Here is an 18,588-nt window from a genome sequence, read left to right as displayed (position 1 = left end):
ATCTCATGGCTAAGGCTAAGTTTGAACGTAATAAGCCACACGTTAACGTGGGCACAATTGGTCACGTCGACCATGGTAAAACAACTTTAACAGCTGCAATTGCAACTGTTTGTGCAAAAACTTTTGGTGGCGAAGCGAAAGACTACGCTGCAATTGACTCTGCACCTGAAGAAAAAGCACGTGGTATTACGATTAATACTTCACACGTTGAGTATGACTCAGTTATTCGTCACTACGCACACGTAGACTGCCCAGGTCACGCCGATTATGTTAAAAACATGATTACTGGTGCTGCTCAGATGGATGGTGCGATCCTTGTATGTGCTGCGACTGATGGTCCAATGCCACAAACTCGTGAACACATCCTTCTTTCTCGTCAGGTAGGTGTACCTTACATCGTTGTATTCTTAAACAAATGCGACCTTGTTGATGATGAAGAGCTTCTTGAACTCGTTGAAATGGAAGTTCGTGAACTTCTTTCTACTTATGACTTCCCAGGTGATGATACTCCAATCATCCGTGGTTCTGCTCTTCTTGCACTTAACGGTGACCAAGGTCAATACGGCGAGCCAGCTGTTGTTGCTCTTGTTGAAGCGCTTGACTCTTACATTCCAGAGCCAGAACGTGCAATCGATAAAGCATTCCTTATGCCAATCGAAGACGTATTCTCAATCTCAGGTCGTGGTACAGTAGTGACTGGCCGTGTTGAGTCTGGTATCGTTAAAGTAGGCGAGTCTGTTGAAATCGTTGGTATCCGTGATACACAAGTAACGACAGTTACTGGTGTTGAAATGTTCCGTAAATTGCTTGACGAAGGTCGTGCTGGCGAGAACTGTGGTGTACTTCTACGTGGTACTAAACGTGAAGACGTTCAACGTGGTCAAGTATTGACTAAACCAGGTGCGATCAAACCGCACACTAAATTCGATGCAGAAGTATACGTACTTTCTAAAGAAGAAGGTGGTCGTCATACTCCATTCCTTAACGGTTACCGTCCACAGTTCTACTTCCGTACAACTGACGTAACTGGCGCGATCTCTCTTCAAGAAGGCGTTGAAATGGTTATGCCTGGTGACAACGTAGAAATGTCAGTAGAACTAATCCACCCAATCGCAATGGACCCAGGTCTACGTTTTGCGATCCGTGAAGGTGGTCGTACAGTTGGTGCTGGTGTTGTTGCTAAAGTAACTGCATAAGTATTAATTGTGTGAAAAAACGCCTCTTTGAGGCGTTTTTTTTCAATTTGATAAAAGTTGATTGTCTAACAAAATTTTAGTCACTCTGTCCTTAACTGATAATAATGTGACCCACACAGCATTTAAGAATAAAAATAATCTCAGTAATATAAAAACATAGACAAAATAATCATAAAACTCGAAGTGAATAGCGATTAAAACGAGTTCACAGAATAGGAGTAGATCAATGAATGCTAGAGTAAATATTTCAAATCGTGCTGGTGCATCGTTCCCAGTTCGTCGTATGCAATTTGATTTTAATGATGTGCCAGAATACTGGATGTCGGGTTCAGCAGGACTCACACATTTTATGACGGCTTTGTCGGCACTCTTTCCTGCTGGTGAGAAATTCTTTATTGATAGTGTTCGCGCGGTTCGACAGCATCCTGCAGTCAAAAATAATGAAGCATTACAGAAAGAAATCAGTGGTTTTATTGGTCAGGAAGCGATGCATACTCATGAGCATGCAGGATTTAACGCTTCAGCTGAAAAATATGGTCATAATGTATCACGCCTAGAAAAATATACAGATACAGTAATCCAATCCTTCCGAAAGACTGCAGCATTTTTTGGTAAACCTTTTGGTGTAAATCAGCAAATGATTGATTTAATCGGCACAACTGCTCTTGAACATTTCACTGCAACCATCGCATCTGAGTTACTGCGTAACTCACATATTCAAGAGTTAATGTCGGATGAAACCATGAAGACTATGTGGCTTTGGCATGCAATTGAAGAAAATGAACATAAAGCTGTTGCTTATGATGTTTTTGAGGCTGTGTTTGGTCAAGGGTTTAAGGCTTATGCGGTACGAACAGGTGGACTCGCTTTGGCAATGGTCATACTCTTTTTAGTACAAAGCTATTTTGTGATGCGTTTGTTGAAAGATGATGAGAAGTTAAATTTTGATTCTCTGAAAGATATTTACACCTATGCATACAGTCCTTCTAAGGGAATTATTACTGGAATGGGTAGAGAAATGTTGGCTTATTTTAAACCTGGATTTCACCCGAATGATTTAGATACGGTTGAATTATTAAATGATTGGAAGGCTAAACTTGGGTTTTAATTTAAACTCAGGCTTCAAGTTAAAAGTATTTTTTAGCTTTTTATTTTCTTGAAGTTAGTGCTTATTGGGTAACGGATGTTACCTTTTTTTTGTTTAAAATATAAAAACTTTAAACATTGGGTATTCGAACTTAAAAAACTATAATTGATTTACATTGAAACTCTTAAAGTCTAGATTTTATGATTCGTTATATGCAAATAGCCGATCTGCCCAAAGTTTTAGAAATTGAACAAAAAGTTCAAAGTCACCCTTGGACAGCCAATCAATTCAAGCAGTCTGTAGATGCTTATTCAAGTACGGTGGTTGAGTATCAAGGGGAAGTGGTTGGATTTTGTATATTACAGCCTGTTGTTGATGAAGCTAATTTATTGTTAATGGCAATTGAGCCAACCATGCAAGGTAAGGGTTTAGGTTACCAGCTTTTAGATCAGTCTTTACAATTACTTAAAAATGATCCGGTACAAGTTTTTTTAGAAGTACGTGAAAGTAATACACCAGCAATTGCACTGTATGAGAAATCCGGATTTCATCAAATTGATGTTCGTAAAAACTACTATCCTAAGAAAGAGGGTGGTAAAGAACATGCGGTGATTATGGTGAAAATGTGTAGTGATAATTTCTCAGATTTATTCAAGCTATGAACGCGCTGTGAGATGAGTAAGTCACAATAGATCATCCATTATTTCACAATAAAGCTTTCCCACTCAGAGGGGAGAGTCGTCATAAGCATATGACCGAGGTGCTTTATTTCTTCAGCACTTAAGGTGCGATTAATAAGGCGCCATTGCCCATCAAGTAATATCTCAAAAGGTGAATACTGTGATTTGTAGTTCATCTTTTCAGAGTGTGGTACCCAATAACCTAAATACAGGTAACTCTGAAATTTAGATTGGACGTATTCAATCTGCTTAAGAATTGCAAAAACTCCGAGTGAACGACGATTTTCATCTGGATCAAAAAATGTATAAACAGCTGAAATTCCATCATCTAAGATGTCACAAGTTGAAACGCTAATGAGTCGACTCTCTTTCCAAAGCTCTAAAAAAAAACTATGACTACAACTTTGAATTAAAAACTTCTCAAATTGATCGTAACTTGGTGGATACATATCACCATCTGCATGGCGTTCAATGATGTAGCGCTCATAAAGCTTATAATGAATTTCCGTTGCATCTTTAGGGAGACTAATACGTACATCAAGATCTTGATTTCGTTTCCATGCTTTTTTTTGCTGGCTATTCATTGTAAAAGAATGTACAGGAACCCGACTGGATAAGCATTGGCGGCACAAATGACATTCGGGGCGATAAACAAATTCACCACTGCGTCTAAACCCTACACGTGATAATTCGGACAACGTCACCACTTCAATTCGATGTGCAGGATCAAGGAAAACCATTCTGGCAGATTTTCCTGTTAAGTAGCTACAATCATGTGGGGGAGTGATGTAGTACTGTAAATCATTCAGTGGGGACTTGGGTTGATAAGAATTCATTGTGGTCGTCCCTATTCCTTATTTGTCCAATATTTTTCTAATGCATCCAGCATTTTATAAATCCAGTAAACATCGAGTTGTTACTATTGTTTTACTTGAAAATACACTGTCTTGATATTTTTGCCAATCTAACGAAGGTGTTTTTATTACATCTTGTAACGATATTAAGTAGTCTTGGCGAGAAATTGTACTCGCACCTAAACTCAGTAAATGATCATTGACCAATTGGCAGTCGACCCATGGCAATTGATTTTCCTGTGCAAATAACATCAGACTGTAAAAAGCCATCTTGGAGACATCGGTTTCAGTACTAAACATCGACTCACCAAAGCATCCTTTACCAATACTGACACCATATAGCCCACCGACTAGACTATCCTCTTTATTCCAGACTTCAACACTATAGGCAAAGCCTGCTTTAAACAGTTGGCAGTAACCTTGGATAATATCTTCACTAATCCAAGTCTCATCGGCATAAACACGAGGGAGTGAGCAGGAGCGTATAACCTGTTCAAAGCCTTGATTAAAAGTGATCTTGTAATCTAGCTTTTTCATATTTCTAAGAAGTGATTTACTTGGATGATAATCGCTTGGACGAATAATACAGCGTGGCTCTGGACACCACCAACAAATGGGTTCACCCTCTGAAAACCATGGGAATAATCCATGCGTATACGCTTCATACAGTGTTGAAGGGGAGAGATCTGCACCAATGCAAATCAGTCCTTTACCTTCAGGATCTGTTTCTAATGGATTTGGAAATATAAATTGAGATGGTTTTAGCATGCTTTGAACAGGTATAAGGACTAGCTTGATTTTAACTGATCCTTATACCGTGACTTTATTTTTTATGCAAAAAGTTTAAGTTGTTTTGCAATCTTGATTCTGTCTTCATCTAAAAACTGTTGGGCTTTTTGTTGGATGATTTTAATACTTTCTAGCTTATCAGTAACAGTATTGCCATCTTTGTCTAAAACGAGCCATTTCAGATTATTAATCACATTGAATACATATTCAGCAAATTGTTTAGCTGTCTTCAAACCATCTACAAAATGAGCTCGATAAAACAACTGGGTGAAATGATCCGTGGGTATCCCGATTCCAGTTTTTGCACATGCCAAAATTTGATAATTTGCCTGATAACTTGCTTGATCAAGTAAATAAAGATTCATCTTTTGAGATTGTTCTAGCATTTTTTCAGTCGGTTCTTCCTGGCAAGGCTGTGCAAGTCCTAAATGACATAAAATGACCAAGGCATTGAGTATTTGGTTATAACTGATGTCAGGATGACTTTTTTCTAATTCTGCAATCGTTAGAGCTTGATAGTTTTTAGCTTTGAATTCATTTCCTAACGGTTCATATATGCTTTGAATAAGGTTGAATTCACCTAAATAACCTGCAATCTTTTTCGGGAATTTTTCAGGTGCAACGAGTAGAGTGAAAGGAATTTTTCTTAAGCGATGCTGTGTTTGCAAAGGGGTTAAGTTGTTTAAACCACGAATAAATAGATCGCGTCTAAATTGTGTGTTCGCGAAATAGTCGCGACATTGTTCTTTAAAAATTGGATGTTCAATAGCATTTAGAAAGCTTTGATGTTGTTCGCTAAAATTAATGTTGTTCAGTTGGGTATTTAAATCAGTCGACCCTGCATACGATAATTTAATGTCTTCTAAGGTTCTAACGACTTGTTGAAAAGAGAAGCACTGCCAATCTTGATTTAAATATTCATGAATTAAATAATGAGGATTTTGTTTTTGCAAGTCTTTGACTTTATTTAAAGCATTTGGATTTCGTTGGGCAAACGATGGGTTTTGATTTAATAGTTCTTCACTAAATTTTAAAGAATCATGCACATTTTGAATAGGGTTAGTACTGGTGCTGCTAAACTTGAAGTGGCTATGGAACAGTTCTCGAATGGGCATATTGGCAGCCCAGCCAGTTACACAGTTGTAACTGATGTAGACAATACCATTTGGTTTTAAAAATTTCCGAATGAATTTTAAGATAATATATTGATTTTCATGGCTAATCCAGCTCCATATTCCATGTAAGCTGATTGAGTTAAATTGTGGTAAATCTCGATTTAAGAGTTCTTCAAAACTATCATCATAGAAGTGATGATCATTACAGCTTTGCTCAGCCAATGCATTTGCATGTGCAGCATGGGCTGGATTGAAATCTGTACCATAAAATGTACCCAAGTTTGAAGCTGTATGAATGTTTAAACTAACACCTTGACCAAAACCAAGTTCGCAATGCTTATGATCGGCTTGTGGTTCTGGGCAATCTACTCCGTTGAGTAGGAGGCAAAAACGCTGATAATTGGGGCTGAGATCTTTGTAATAGCCATAGGTATAATTTACGGTTGTTTGATATCCATCAGTCCATTGGCTACTCATTTTCATTTTCCGCTTATTCAATAAAATACTTTTTAAGTTATAGCGGAACTAGCAATAAAATAAAACCACCTAGCTGGTGGTTTTATCATTAGATTTCATAAACTTAATTTTAAGATTTAGTTATCTAAGTATTTTTCAGCATCTAGTGCTGCCATACAGCCTGAACCCGCTGATGTAATCGCTTGACGATAGATATTGTCGGCAACATCACCTGCAGCAAAAACACCCGCAACAGAAGTCGCTGTCGCATTGCCCTGGGTGCCACTTTGAACTTGGATATAACCATCACGAAGTTCAAGTTGACCTTCAAACATTGCAGTATTTGGTTTATGACCAATAGCCACAAATAAACCAGTTACATCAACATCTTGTTGAGTCGCATCAATTGTCGATTTTAAACGGACACTTGTTACACCTGCCTCAGGGTTACCTAAAACTTCTTCAACTTCATGATTCCAAATAATGCTGATTTTGCCTTCTTTTTCTTTTGCAAAAAGATGATCTTGAAGAATTTTTTCAGAACGCAATTTGTCACGGCGATGAACGAGCGTTACATGAGAAGCGATATTCGAGAGATACAAAGCTTCTTCAACTGCAGTGTTACCACCACCAACTACCATGACTTTTTGATTCTTGTAGAAGAAACCATCACAGGTTGCGCAAGCACTGACACCTTGACCCATGTAAGCCGCTTCTGATTCTAAACCAAGGTATTGTGCCGTCGCACCCGTAGCAAGAATAAGGGCATCACAGGTGTACTCTTCCATATCACCTTTTAATACGAATGGACGTACATTAAGATCAACTTCGTTAATATGGTCGTAAACCAATTCAGTACCAAAACGTTCAGCATGTGCTTGCATACGTTCCATGAGTGCAGGACCCGTTAAGCCTTCAGGATCACCTGGCCAGTTATCCACTTCAGTTGTTGTCGTTAATTGACCACCCAACTGCATACCTGCAATGAGCATCGGTTGTAAATTGGCACGTGCAGCATAAACAGCAGCGCTATAACCAGCAGGACCAGAACCTAAAATGATTAAACGTGAGTGACGAGCGCTCATGCGAGTCTTCCTTATATCATGCTAAATATCGATTTTGATCAAATTATACGTGAAAGTTTGTGAAAGATGTGTCGATTAGATGTGGATTATATTGATCATCTAAATCGAATTGAGCTATATAGTGATGAGCTATCGTGATGTTAACAAGTCACTGTAACAATGTTGCATCTTTTTTTGAATAAGAAGTGCATAATATAAAGTTTTCTTCTTTGAAGAAATCGATTTAATCAAACATTAAAAAATTAATGAATAAGCTTTTACAGGACAATCTATGACTGCGGTGTCAAGTGTATATGCACAGCGCTTAATTTTAACATTCTTCTTGATTTCATTTGGTATTTACCTGTTTTTAGCAACAGTCACGTATACACCTTTTGATCCAGGATGGATGCATCTTTCAAGTGATACACAGCACGTTTCAAATGCGAGTGGTGTGGCAGGGGCTTGGATTGCAGACTTATTGTTTGGCTTCTTGGGTTGGGCAAGTTTATTGATCCCAATCTACTTATTTATTGAAGCGATTCAAGTATGGTGGCCTCGTAGTTTCCTGAATCCTCCATTTCGTTATGCTGCGCAGTTCTTCATTTTATTAACCACGGCGAGTCTGGCTTACTTGTTTTGGAATGTACCCGCAGATACTTTAACCAATGCCTCAGGTGGTATTATTGGTTATGAGTTAGGGGAGAGCCTTAAAAGCTTACTTACTATTTACGGTGCCGTTATTTTTTTAGTTGCATTGACTTTGGTGCTGTTTACATTGGCATTTGGGATTCAATGGAATCGTACATGGGTAACTTTAAAAGCAACACCGGCATATCTACAAGATTTATTCTATAAAAATGTCCCTGATACAGAATCAGCATATGATTTAACCAGTCCTAAAGCACCACATGCTACACATAAAAAATCAGTTGAAAATGTCAGTGAGCCAGAAAATTTACATCAAGAGCTGAATGAAGTGGTTGCTTCTGCGCCTGTAAAAGATAAGCGAAGCGAACAAATGGCTGAGCGATTATTTCAGGATGTATTGGATAAAGAACAGTTGGCTCAACAGGCGATTGACCCTGAAGATGAAGATGAAGCTGAATTTGAAAAAACTTTAGCTAAAGCACATCGTTTAGAGCAAGATACGCAACGTGTTGTGCCTACTGGTGAAGTTTGGAAAGCTTTGCATCAGCAAAACGATCATAAACGTGACATCGATGAACTGCTTAGATCTGCCGAAGATGATTTAAGTGCAAAACCTGTGAGCTCTTCTCATTCATTATCTGCAACTCAATCTGCAACTCATTATTCGAATAACGAACAAGGCACTGCATCTAAAGATCATTTAGATTGGAATGATGATCAAATCTTTGATGAGCTTCTTGCTGTCGTACCCAATGAATCTAAAACGATGCATTCTCCATTTAATACGGAACAAAGCGATTCAAGTCATCATTCAACTAAGAGCGATGCAATGGCATTTAAATCAAATGCAGTATCTGGAGGCTCAGTCGGGCATGGTATTACTCAAGCAGTTTCAGCACCATTGACTCGTTCAACATCTCAAACAACACAAAGTTTAGCCGCTGAGCTCGATGATTTGGCACTACTCGCGGATGATGAGTTTTCAAGATATGATGCTGATCATCGTGATGCACAATCCTTAGAGATTGATCATTTTGAAAGCCAACCTGTATCCAATCGAGTTGAGCATACTCCTTTAGCAGAACCTAATCCTTTGGCTGAATCTCGGTTAAGTAGTTATGCTCAATCGACCCCTTTAGTTCGTGCTTCAATTCAAACTGAATTGCCAAGGGCTCCAATTGTGTCTGAAGAGGAAAAGCAACGTGTTGCAGCCGATAAAGATGCGTTTAGAGAAGCGTGGCAGGAAACGACAGGTAAAGTTGAAGAAGATAGCAAACTAGAGGACGATTTCGATCTGGATGCACCACTGACCGATGCATTTGGACGCCCAATGTCTCTGTCGATGCAGGTGGCACAAAGACGTAAAGATCTTTCACCTTTGCCGGGTTTAGAGATTCTTGATAAAGTTGATCCAAATAAGAAAGTGAATTTCACGGAAGAGCAACTGGCACGTTTATCTGAATTGTTGGAAATTAAACTTCAAGAATTCAACGTTAAAGCAAAAGTCATCGAGGCTCAGCCAGGACCTGTGGTCACACGCTTTGAATTGGATTTAGCTCCGGGTGTTAAAGCATCTAAAGTCACCAATATCTCTCGCGATTTGGCGCGTTCAATGTCAATGGCCTCTGTTCGTGTGGTTGAAGTCATTCCTGGTAAGCCGTATATCGGTATCGAAGTACCAAACTCTACCCGTGAAATGGTTCGTCTCATTGAATTGCTCGAAACACCTGCTTATCGTGATCCGAATGGTTTAATTTCAATGGCGATGGGTAAGGATATTTCTGGTAATCCAGTATTGACTGACCTTGCGAAAGCACCACATATGTTGGTGGCAGGAACGACAGGTTCAGGTAAATCTGTTGCTGTAAATGCAATGATTTTATCGACCCTATTGAAATATACGCCTGATCAGTTACGCTTAATTCTGATTGATCCTAAACAACTAGAATTAGCAAACTACAATGATATTCCCCATTTGTTAACACCAGTTGTCACCGACATGAAAGATGCAGTAAATGCATTGAATTGGTGTGTAAATGAGATGGAGCGTCGTTATAAACTCATGTCATTCCTAAAAATTCGTAAGTTGTCAGACTATAACCGTAAAGTGGAAGAAGCCATTGCCAATGGTGAAGATCTGATTGATCCAACATGGAAAGCCAGTGATTCGGTTGTGGGTGAACGTGCACCTCGTTTAGAGCCATTACCTTCGATTGTAATTGTTGCGGATGAATTCGCCGATATGATTATGCAGGTGGGGAAGAAAGCTGAAGAAATGATTACACGCTTGGCACAGAAGTCTCGTGCAGCGGGGATTCATTTATTGCTTGCAACGCAACGTCCTTCGGTCGATGTGATTACAGGCTTAATTAAAGCCAATATTCCCACACGTGTCGCACTTCGTGTGAACAGTAAGATTGACTCTCGTACTATCTTGGATGCAGGCGGTGCGGAAGATTTATTAGGACATGGTGATATGCTATTTTTAGGTCCAGGTAAGATTGAACCTGAACGTGTACATGGCGCATTCATTTCAGATGATGAGGTTAACCGTGTCTGTGATGCATGGCGAGAGCGTGGTTCACCGAATTATATTGATGAGATTCTGACGCCGTATGATGAAGAACCGACTTCTCGTGGCTTTGAAGATGGAGATGGCGGTTCAGATCGTGATGCCTTGTACGATCAGTGTGTTTCTTTTGTTTTAGAAACTCGTAAAGCTTCAACATCATCTTTACAGCGTAAGTTCAGTTTGGGTTATAACCGTGCAGCCCGTATTATTGATCAAATGGAAGAAAATGGTATCGTGAGTGCGATGGGTGCCAATGGCAAGCGTGAAATTCTCGTTTAGATTTTGAGATTTACCTATAAATAAAAAAACCTGCATTTGCAGGTTTTTTTACTATTCAAAGAAAGCTTAGGCAAATTTAGCTAAAACTTCTAAGAAACCATCTTTCTGACGTGGGAAGGTTGCAATCACGTCGTGGATGCGTTGACCCTCTGGACTTGTTGCATTGACATCACGACCATCAGCCACAAACTGAGTCAATAAACGCTCATAATCAAATGGACGCATATGTTTAAACGCGTGGTATAGCACGTGAAAATCAGCATTTACTCCTTCAGGAGGGAGCTGAGTTAAGTAGGCAAATACACGCTCATCTGACCATTCTTCATTGAATGTCGCTGGTTGAGATAATGCCATGGCAATCTCCTTGTAAATACTGAAAAAATAAAAAGGCAAAGTATAGAGAATATGCAAAAGTAATCATTTAACCGAGCTTACTCGAAGCATTACTTCTCGTCTCTCATTTAGGAAAAACAGTAATTTTTTGATCCAGCCCACTATAAGCATAGCTTCTCGTCTTATGGCTGGGCAAAGCCTTAAAGCAATGCTTTAAGTTTGCTATTCCGCCACTCGAAGCATGGCTTCTCATCTTGCGACTGGGCGAAGCAGTACTTCGCTGATCTAAACCACTCGAATTAAAATTCTCGTCTTGCGCCCTAACAAAGCAGTGCTTCGTTAGGGCTCATATTTTGCCTTGAATCAATTTGCTTGACTAATCAATATTCAGATTAACGTTCTTCAGGCAAATTGATATTCATTTCTAACATTTCTAAATTCGCTTCAGAACGAACAGACATTTGAATATGTTGCTCATCTACACCGCGAACGTAGCGATTGACCACTTGCATGATTTCTTTTTTCATTTGGTCAATTTTTTCTTGGCTCAAGCGTTTGCCCAAACCTTGCTCTGAGGCAACGATTACTTTCAAACGATCTTTGGCTGTTTGAGCACTTGATGGTTTGTCATCGCCGTTAAATAGCTTACTCCAAAAACCAGCCATAATTACGCTCCAAATAGTCGTGCTAACCAACCCTTAGGTTTTACCGTAATGTGACGGTAAGGGCGATCTTCACCGAGAAAACGGGCAACTAAGTCATCATAAGCCTGACCAGCTTCAGTGTCCGTGAAAAGAATGACAGGTTTACCTTCATTAGACGCTTGAAGGACCACTTCACATTCAGGAATAACACCTAAAGTAGGGACACGTAAGATATCTTTTGAAATATCATCAATCGTTAACATTTCTTGTTTATCGGCACGTTCAGGATTGAAACGCGTGATACATAAATGTTTACGAATACGACCTTCGTTGTTTTCAACTTTTTTGGTCTTGCTGTCCAGCATACCAATGATACGATCTGAGTCACGTACAGAAGAAATTTCAGGATTCGTCACGATGATCGCTTCATCTGCGTGATACATTGCAAGAATTGCACCGCGCTCGATCCCGGCAGGTGAGTCACAGATAATATAATCAAACTCTTGTGAAAGCTCATCCATTACGCGAGCAACGCCTTCATCTGTTAAAGCATCTTTATCACGCGTTTGAGAAGCAGGCAAAATATAAAGATTTTCAATTTCTTTATCGCGAATCAATGCTTGCTGAAGACGAGCTTCATTATTCAACACATTCACAAAATCATAAACAACGCGACGTTCACAACCCATGATCAAATCAAGGTTACGTAAGCCTACGTCAAAATCGATAACAACAGTTTTGTGGCCACGTAGGGCTAAGCCTGTTGCAAAAGATGCGCTCGTAGTTGTTTTACCTACGCCACCTTTACCTGATGTAACGACAACAATTTTCGCCACCGAATCCACTCCTGTTATGGTTTACTCCTCATTTTAATAATGAGGTTATTAGGTGTTTATTTATACATTAAAATTCTAAAGGTTCAAATACCAGCTCTTGACTGTCATTTAAATAGATATGTACGGGTTTTTTAGTTACATGCGCTGGAATGTCATCTGCAACGCAGTAAGTTCCTGCAATTGAAACCAATTCTGCCTCTAATGAATGACAGAATATACGCGCGGCATGATTACCGCCTGCACCGGCGATGACTCTACCACGGACACTACCATAAATATGTATATTTCCTGAAGCAATTACCTCAGATCCACTATTGATCCCTGCACTTGAGATGATATCACCATGATCTTGAACTAGGCATTGACCTGTACGCAATACTTCATTGTGATATGAGGTAATGTGTTTAACCGATTTTACAATTGCTTGTGGAGCCGTAGATGACGTTTGTTGAACTGGATCTTCTACTTTTGATTCAACCACTTGTTCTTTAGTTGGTTTAATTCGTTGTAATGGACGGTCTGCAGCCAATACGGGGAATTGAATAGAACGAGCCTCATCACCCATTAAGCCGTCCACGACAGCCATCGGTTGTAAATCAAGACTAACGAGCAGTTGAATTAAGGCAATCAGTTCTTGTTCTACAGTGCTATCTAAAATAACAAGTGCACCTTGATAAGAGGTTTCACTCATCATAGCAGTCAGCTGTTGGCGGATAACTTTGTGATCATTGGTGTCAAAGGTTATTCGGGTGAAATTAACCATTCTGCCGGTAATCCGAATATCTGCCATAATTTTTCCTTAAATCCTTCGTATTGTTTCGTCGAAGTTAAAACAATCTAATTTTGCAAATGCTAGATCAATTTAGATGAATTCACTAGCAAAGATACAATTAATTTCAATGCATTGGCTATTCTTTAAGTTGATCATTTTTTTCAAGTTGAATTTGCCATTGTTTTACTGCAACTTGACGTCGAAGTGATTTTAAACTTTCATACACCACAGATTCAACTAATTGTTCCAGTGCATGGTTTTCAATGTTCAGTTGACTGACTTTTTCAGCGATCAATTGATAGTGTGTATTTGGATTTTTGGGTGAACCCTCAACAAACGGTTGAATGAGTCCTTGAGTAATATTTTCACCCAAATGTTGTCCGATACTATGGATTTGTTGCTCGATACGTCCGCCGACAATTGGGATGAGTCGCAAAAGTTGTGTCAATTCAGGTGTATCTTCAATCGCTTTAATCACCACTTGACCCACATTATCTGAAATATTTTTTTGTTGGGCTTTTAACTCGACAGCCAAAGTTTCTTGTAGAACCTGAGTTAATGTGGTTGCGAACATTTGACGATGATGATCGACAAGATCATGAATAATTTTTTTATGTGTTGAACTGGTATCGAGTTCTGTTTTGACACTATCAATCACGGTCAATACAACACGATCAGAAAGTTCTTCCATAATGACTTGATAATAGAAGTTTAATTGTCTAAGGAGGCTGTTTGGAACAACTTTATACCCTAACTCGTGTAAACGATAAGCAATGATGCCTGCACGAATTAATCTCAAGAAGCGGAAATAGGGATGAATCGCAACAATTTCGTACCAATGGATAAATGGAAAGAAAAACCAACGCTTATGGTGTTTTTGTATAATGGCAATAAACCATCGAATCCCCAATTCAGCAATCAAGAATGTAATAAACCAACTTTCGGTTTTAATGACCCACGGATTCAGTTCAGCTTTATAATATTGAAGTGCCTGAGTCAGTTGAATCTGTTCAAATACCCAAGCGCCAAAATTACTCATTAAAAATGCATTGGCACTGATACAGATAATATTGATGACAATAATTGCCATCATAAAAATATCGTACGCAATATAAAGTTTCCACGTCAGTGTATCGTGTGGAATTGCATCGAATCCTGTTTTCTTCTTATTTTTGGTTACATTCATAGCAGTATCTTTAACAGTTTAAACATCAGAGCGAATTATAAGGATAATTTTGAGCAAAAGAACAAATAGAAACCACGCCCAAAGCTATGTACTAAACTTTTGTTTGAGTTCAGTGATCAATTGATCTTTTTCAGACCAAAGTTGATCGACCCATTTTTGGAAACGTGCACGGTACTCTGCATCATCTTCATAATTTCCACCACGAACCCAATCTGGAATGTCTATTTTACGAAGATCTACAGCAATTTGAGAAACGTCACCCAACCAGAAGTCGCCATAATCAGGGATGCCATCCGGATAAACAATGGTCATATCGACCAATGCATCTATTTCATTTTCTAAAATACTCAAGGCTAGGGCTAATCCACCCGCTTTAGGTTTTAATAAGTTTCGATAAGGTGAGTTTTGTTTGGCGTGTTTTTCAGGCGTAAATCGTGTCCCTTCTAAATAATTTAATAAGGTGAAAGGCTGACTCAACAGTTGCTCACAGGACTTACGTGCTTCTTCAAGGTCACGAAACTTTAATTCTGGATTCTTCGCAATCTGTTCCTTGGTATGCCTTTTCATCATTGGGAAGCCAAGAATTTTAAAAGCTTGACCAACAAATGGAATGAAGATCAGTTCCCATTTGGTGAAAAACCGTGTTAAAGGCATACGTGTTAAACCAAAATATTGGTTGACAGTAGTATCCACCCAACTTTGATGATTACAGGTCATTAAATAACGACCGTGCATGGAAATGTCGAGTCTGTCATCGATACTCATGTGCCATTTGAGTTGGGGTAAGACATGATCGATCAGCCAGTTATTGACACCAATCCAATGATTCGCGATATGAATATTGGTTTCATCGATCTTTTTAGATTTTTTAACAAGTTTAGTCAGCCCCAAAGCTAAGATGGCAGGACCCAATAAAAAAGTACTGGCTGACATTGCAGAACCAACGGCCAAACCTTTTGAAATTTTTTTTAGAATCGGTTGTTTTTGTGCTTCAGCGTCCATCGAACAGTCCTAAACGACAAAGTTAAAGTATTTAGAAGAAGGGACTATAATGACTGATTGGTTGTCAAAAAAGCAATATTTAGCAACTATGTATAAATTATGTGGGTAGCTTTACAAAAGATAAAACTAAATATTACAAATACAATTTAATGTGTTTATTATTAAGCAAATAATAGCGGTTATAGTTAGACCGTTAAATATATTTCTACTTATACAAAAAACACAATGAGGAGGCACATCATGCGTGCACTAGTAATCTCAACTTTAGTCGGGGCGATGGCACTTACTGGTTGTCAAAATATGGAATATGATAAAGCAGCAATTGGTACTGGTATCGGTGCTTTATTGGGTGCTGGTATTGCTTACTCAAATGCTGATAAAGATAAAATGGGTCAAGCCGCTGCAATCGGTGCTGTAGTTGGTGCGGGCGCAGGTGCATTACTTGACCGTAAAGAAAAACGCCTTCGTGAAGAATTACAAGGTACGGGTGTTGATGTAAACCGTAATCCAGATGGTTCGATCAACATGGTTATGCCAAGCGTAACTTTTGCAACGAATTCTTCTACAATCCAAGGTCAATTCCAAGGTGCGTTGAACGATGTTGCTAAAGTACTTCGCGAAGATGGTACTGCTAACCAATTAGCGATTGTGGTACATGGTCATACAGACAATACTGGTTCTGATGCGGTGAACAATCCATTGTCTCAAAACCGTGCGAATGCTGTAAGAACTTACTTGTCTAACCAAGGTATTTCTTCTAACCGTATCACTGCACGTGGTTATGGTTCAACTTCACCTGTAGCTGATAATTCAACTGCTGCTGGTCGCGAACAAAACCGTCGCGTAGAAATTTCTGTATATCAAACTAAATAATTTTTAAGTTATTTGTTGATTAAAAAAACCACCTTCGGGTGGTTTTTTTATTTGTGAATTTTTAAGAGTAACTGATAATTTTTTGCAAATCGTTAGGCAACTGCATACCAGACGACTATAATCGAGCGCTGAAATAAGAGAGGAATCACTATGTCAGCTGCAAGTCATTTGAACGACAAGCAACTTGAAGCCATGAAATATACTCAAGGTCCCTTGTTAGTACTTGCTGGTGCTGGTTCTGGTAAAACCTCCGTCATTACGCAAAAAATTGCGTATCTAGTAAAACAATGTCGTATTCCTGCACATCGTATCACCGCGATGACTTTTACCAATAAAGCTGCACGTGAGATGAAAGAGCGTGTCAGTAAGTTGTTGGGAAAAGAGGATGGTAAGGGCTTATCGGTTTCGACATTCCATACCTTTGGTTTGAACCTACTACGCTTAGAACTTAAACATACACCCCTTAAAAATAACTTCTCTATTTTAGACGCGGATGACTGTAAGCGGATTTTGATGGATCTGATGCATCGTGACAATTTATCCGGTGCCGAAAGTAAAGAATTGATTGCGAAAGCAATGAAAATGATTTCAGATTGGAAAAATGATCTGATCTTGCCTGAACAAGCACACACCACTTGTGAAACGCAGGACGATGTTCAGTTTGCGCATTTATATCAATTGTATGAGCGAAATTTGCGTGCATATAATGCTGTTGATTTCGATGATTTGATCGTCATGCCAACACGCCTCTTGCAAGAAAATGCTGAAGTTCGTGATAAATGGCAAAACCGTGTTCGTTATCTTTTGGTCGATGAATATCAGGATACCAATACAGCACAATATATGTTGGTGAAACTTTTGGTTGGTGTGATGGGACAGTTCACCGCTGTAGGTGATGATGACCAATCCATCTATGCTTGGCGTGGTGCTAAGCCTGAAAATATGGCACTTCTCAAAGAAGATTTTCCGAATTTGAAAGTCATTAAACTTGAGCAAAACTACCGTTCGACCAGTCGTATTCTTAAAGCAGCAAACCATGTGATTGAAAATAATCCGCACATTTTTGATAAAAAATTGTGGAGTGATAAAGGTCATGGCGAGGTGATTCGAATCATCACTTGTCGTAATGATGACGATGAAGCAGAGCGTGTCGTTAAGGACTTACTCACGCATAAGCTCATGAATGGTAAAAGTTGGAAGGATTATGCGGTGCTTTACCGTGGCAACTTTCAAGCACGTGTATTAGAGACACAATTACGCCAAATGCAAATCCCGTATAAATTATCAGGTGGGCAGTCTTTCTTCGGTCGTGCTGAAATTAAAGATGTGATGAGTTATTTGCGCGTGATCATTAACCCAGAAGATGACAGTGCTTTTCTACGCATTATCAATACGCCCAAACGTGCGATCGGCCCTGTGACCCTTGAGAAATTAGGTCTGTTTGCGCAAGAGAATAACTTATCGTTATTGGCTGCAGCGAGTGATCAGCGCCTTAGCATGGTTATGCCTAAGAAAGCGACTTCTCAGTTGGCAGAGTTTGCAGAGTTCATCAATAATTTCACACGTGAACTCTTAGATGACGATGAACCTGTGCCGAAGATTCGTCAGATGATGCTGGAAGCGGGTTATATCGATTATGTAAAAGAATCTGCTGCAACGCCTGCACAAGAGAAAACCAAGCTTGATAATATTGAAGTGCTTTATAGCAGTATCCAAAGTCTGATTAATCGCGCTGAAGATGTGGATGAAAAGAATATCGAAAGTGTGATTCGTAAAATGGTGTTACTCGATATGTTGGAGCAACAACAAGAAGATGAAGATTTGGATAAAGTCAATCTGCTGACTCTACATGCATCGAAGGGCTTAGAGTTTCCATTTGTTTATATCATGGGACTTGAAGAAGAGCTATTACCCCATAAGAACTCGATTGCCGCGGAAACGATTGAAGAAGAACGCCGTCTAATGTATGTGGGAATTACACGTGCAAAACAAGGTCTGACATTGACTTTGGCTGAGCAGCGTAAGAATGGTGGTCAAATGAAGCAAATGACGCCGAGTCGTTTCTTGGATGAGTTGCCTCAAGATGAAGTGGATTGGTTAGGTCGTAAGAAGAAACTGACGGAAAATATTGATCCTAAACTGCAAGCTCAACAGTATTTGCAAAATTTAAAAGCATTATTAAAACGTTAATGATCATCC

16 protein-coding genes are annotated in these 18,588 nt (G+C 39.2%); 6 read left to right on the top strand and 10 right to left on the bottom strand.

From position 1 onward, the window contains the following. The first annotated feature begins 5 nt into the window (after positions 1-5). The 3 genes from tuf to rimI all read left to right on the top strand — a co-directional run bounded on the left by tuf (position 6) and on the right by rimI (position 2,945). Positions 6-1,196, top strand: coding sequence for an elongation factor Tu (tuf, locus tag AC5YCE_RS11430; protein ID WP_496125792.1), 1,191 nt, complete (start codon positions 6-8; stop codon positions 1,194-1,196). A 226-nt stretch (positions 1,197-1,422) separates the two neighbouring features. Further along, on the top strand, positions 1,423-2,304 hold the full coding sequence (locus AC5YCE_RS11425) for a metal-dependent hydrolase (protein WP_496172127.1): 882 nt from the start codon (positions 1,423-1,425) through the stop codon (positions 2,302-2,304). Positions 2,305-2,483: 179 nt separating this feature from the next. Next, a complete protein-coding gene (rimI, locus tag AC5YCE_RS11420; protein WP_496172126.1) occupies positions 2,484-2,945 on the top strand; it encodes a ribosomal protein S18-alanine N-acetyltransferase in 462 nt (153 codons plus the stop codon). A gap of 38 nt (positions 2,946-2,983) precedes the next feature. Here rimI and AC5YCE_RS11415 read toward each other — a convergent pair whose 3' ends face one another. The 4 genes from AC5YCE_RS11415 to trxB all read right to left on the bottom strand — a co-directional run bounded on the left by AC5YCE_RS11415 (position 2,984) and on the right by trxB (position 7,262). After that, the gene (locus AC5YCE_RS11415) at positions 2,984-3,799 is read right to left on the bottom strand and encodes an arginyltransferase (protein WP_496172125.1); all 816 of its coding nucleotides are present in this window, start codon (positions 3,797-3,799) and stop codon (positions 2,984-2,986) included. Positions 3,800-3,853: 54 nt separating this feature from the next. Then, complete coding sequence (gene aat, locus AC5YCE_RS11410) at positions 3,854-4,585, bottom strand: leucyl/phenylalanyl-tRNA--protein transferase (protein ID WP_496172124.1); 732 nt, start codon at positions 4,583-4,585, stop codon at positions 3,854-3,856. Positions 4,586-4,647: 62 nt separating this feature from the next. Next, positions 4,648-6,198 (bottom strand): methyltransferase regulatory domain-containing protein, encoded by a 1,551-nt coding sequence (locus tag AC5YCE_RS11405; protein WP_496126427.1) that lies wholly within the window; start codon positions 6,196-6,198, stop codon positions 4,648-4,650. 116 nt (positions 6,199-6,314) lie between these two features. Next, positions 6,315-7,262, bottom strand: a complete 948-nt coding sequence (trxB, locus tag AC5YCE_RS11400; RefSeq protein ID WP_496172123.1) for a thioredoxin-disulfide reductase — start codon at positions 7,260-7,262, stop codon at positions 6,315-6,317. Between the two features lie 271 nt (positions 7,263-7,533). Between trxB and AC5YCE_RS11395 the strand changes: the two genes are divergently transcribed. Beyond that, the gene (locus tag AC5YCE_RS11395; protein WP_496172122.1) at positions 7,534-10,743 is read left to right on the top strand and encodes a DNA translocase FtsK; all 3,210 of its coding nucleotides are present in this window, start codon (positions 7,534-7,536) and stop codon (positions 10,741-10,743) included. Positions 10,744-10,809: 66 nt separating this feature from the next. On the opposite strand, the gene AC5YCE_RS11390 is transcribed toward AC5YCE_RS11395, so the two are convergent. The 6 genes from AC5YCE_RS11390 to yihG form a co-directional block, all read right to left on the bottom strand. Further along, positions 10,810-11,097 carry a PA4642 family protein gene (locus tag AC5YCE_RS11390; protein WP_496152567.1) on the bottom strand — a complete coding sequence of 96 codons (288 nt, stop codon included), beginning with the start codon at positions 11,095-11,097 and terminating at the stop codon, positions 10,810-10,812. A 371-nt stretch (positions 11,098-11,468) separates the two neighbouring features. Further along, positions 11,469-11,741, bottom strand: a complete 273-nt coding sequence (minE, locus tag AC5YCE_RS11385) for a cell division topological specificity factor MinE (protein WP_496126423.1) — start codon at positions 11,739-11,741, stop codon at positions 11,469-11,471. A 2-nt stretch (positions 11,742-11,743) separates the two neighbouring features. Continuing rightward, positions 11,744-12,556 (bottom strand): septum site-determining protein MinD, encoded by an 813-nt coding sequence (gene minD / locus AC5YCE_RS11380; protein WP_496126422.1) that lies wholly within the window; start codon positions 12,554-12,556, stop codon positions 11,744-11,746. Between the two features lie 67 nt (positions 12,557-12,623). Next, positions 12,624-13,346, bottom strand: a complete 723-nt coding sequence (minC, locus tag AC5YCE_RS11375) for a septum site-determining protein MinC (protein WP_496172121.1) — start codon at positions 13,344-13,346, stop codon at positions 12,624-12,626. A 118-nt stretch (positions 13,347-13,464) separates the two neighbouring features. After that, complete coding sequence (locus tag AC5YCE_RS11370; protein WP_496172120.1) at positions 13,465-14,514, bottom strand: preprotein translocase subunit SecA; 1,050 nt, start codon at positions 14,512-14,514, stop codon at positions 13,465-13,467. 84 nt (positions 14,515-14,598) lie between these two features. Next, positions 14,599-15,516, bottom strand: coding sequence for a 1-acylglycerol-3-phosphate O-acyltransferase, YihG family (yihG, locus tag AC5YCE_RS11365; RefSeq protein WP_496172119.1), 918 nt, complete (start codon positions 15,514-15,516; stop codon positions 14,599-14,601). A gap of 240 nt (positions 15,517-15,756) precedes the next feature. Between yihG and AC5YCE_RS11360 the strand changes: the two genes are divergently transcribed. Beyond that, a complete protein-coding gene (locus tag AC5YCE_RS11360) occupies positions 15,757-16,389 on the top strand; it encodes a YiaD family glycine zipper/OmpA-like lipoprotein (RefSeq protein ID WP_496126418.1) in 633 nt (210 codons plus the stop codon). Positions 16,390-16,539: 150 nt separating this feature from the next. After that, positions 16,540-18,579, top strand: coding sequence for a UvrD-helicase domain-containing protein (locus AC5YCE_RS11355; RefSeq protein ID WP_496126417.1), 2,040 nt, complete (start codon positions 16,540-16,542; stop codon positions 18,577-18,579). Positions 18,580-18,588 lie beyond the last annotated feature (9 nt).

The organism is Acinetobacter sp. CY79 (genome assembly GCF_059515845.1).
The sequence above is the reverse complement of the archived record's forward strand: the minus strand, read 5'-3'. Positions and strand labels throughout refer to the sequence as shown.

Bases quoted from the DNA above. Each gene is read 5' to 3' on its own strand.
- tuf (WP_496125792.1), top strand. From the start codon at position 6: ATGGCTAAGGCTAAGTTTGAACGTAATAAGCCACACGTTAACGTGGGC.
- AC5YCE_RS11425 (WP_496172127.1), top strand. From the start codon at position 1,423: ATGAATGCTAGAGTAAATATTTCAAATCGTGCTGGTGCATCGTTCCCA.
- rimI (WP_496172126.1), top strand. From the start codon at position 2,484: ATGATTCGTTATATGCAAATAGCCGATCTGCCCAAAGTTTTAGAAATT.
- AC5YCE_RS11415 (WP_496172125.1), bottom strand. From the start codon at position 3,799: ATGAATTCTTATCAACCCAAGTCCCCACTGAATGATTTACAGTACTAC.
- aat (WP_496172124.1), bottom strand. From the start codon at position 4,585: ATGCTAAAACCATCTCAATTTATATTTCCAAATCCATTAGAAACAGAT.
- AC5YCE_RS11405 (WP_496126427.1), bottom strand. From the start codon at position 6,198: ATGAGTAGCCAATGGACTGATGGATATCAAACAACCGTAAATTATACC.
- trxB (WP_496172123.1), bottom strand. From the start codon at position 7,262: ATGAGCGCTCGTCACTCACGTTTAATCATTTTAGGTTCTGGTCCTGCT.
- AC5YCE_RS11395 (WP_496172122.1), top strand. From the start codon at position 7,534: ATGACTGCGGTGTCAAGTGTATATGCACAGCGCTTAATTTTAACATTC.
- AC5YCE_RS11390 (WP_496152567.1), bottom strand. From the start codon at position 11,097: ATGGCATTATCTCAACCAGCGACATTCAATGAAGAATGGTCAGATGAG.
- minE (WP_496126423.1), bottom strand. From the start codon at position 11,741: ATGGCTGGTTTTTGGAGTAAGCTATTTAACGGCGATGACAAACCATCA.
- minC (WP_496172121.1), bottom strand. From the start codon at position 13,346: ATGGCAGATATTCGGATTACCGGCAGAATGGTTAATTTCACCCGAATA.
- AC5YCE_RS11370 (WP_496172120.1), bottom strand. From the start codon at position 14,514: ATGAATGTAACCAAAAATAAGAAGAAAACAGGATTCGATGCAATTCCA.
- yihG (WP_496172119.1), bottom strand. From the start codon at position 15,516: ATGGACGCTGAAGCACAAAAACAACCGATTCTAAAAAAAATTTCAAAA.
- AC5YCE_RS11360 (WP_496126418.1), top strand. From the start codon at position 15,757: ATGCGTGCACTAGTAATCTCAACTTTAGTCGGGGCGATGGCACTTACT.
- AC5YCE_RS11355 (WP_496126417.1), top strand. From the start codon at position 16,540: ATGTCAGCTGCAAGTCATTTGAACGACAAGCAACTTGAAGCCATGAAA.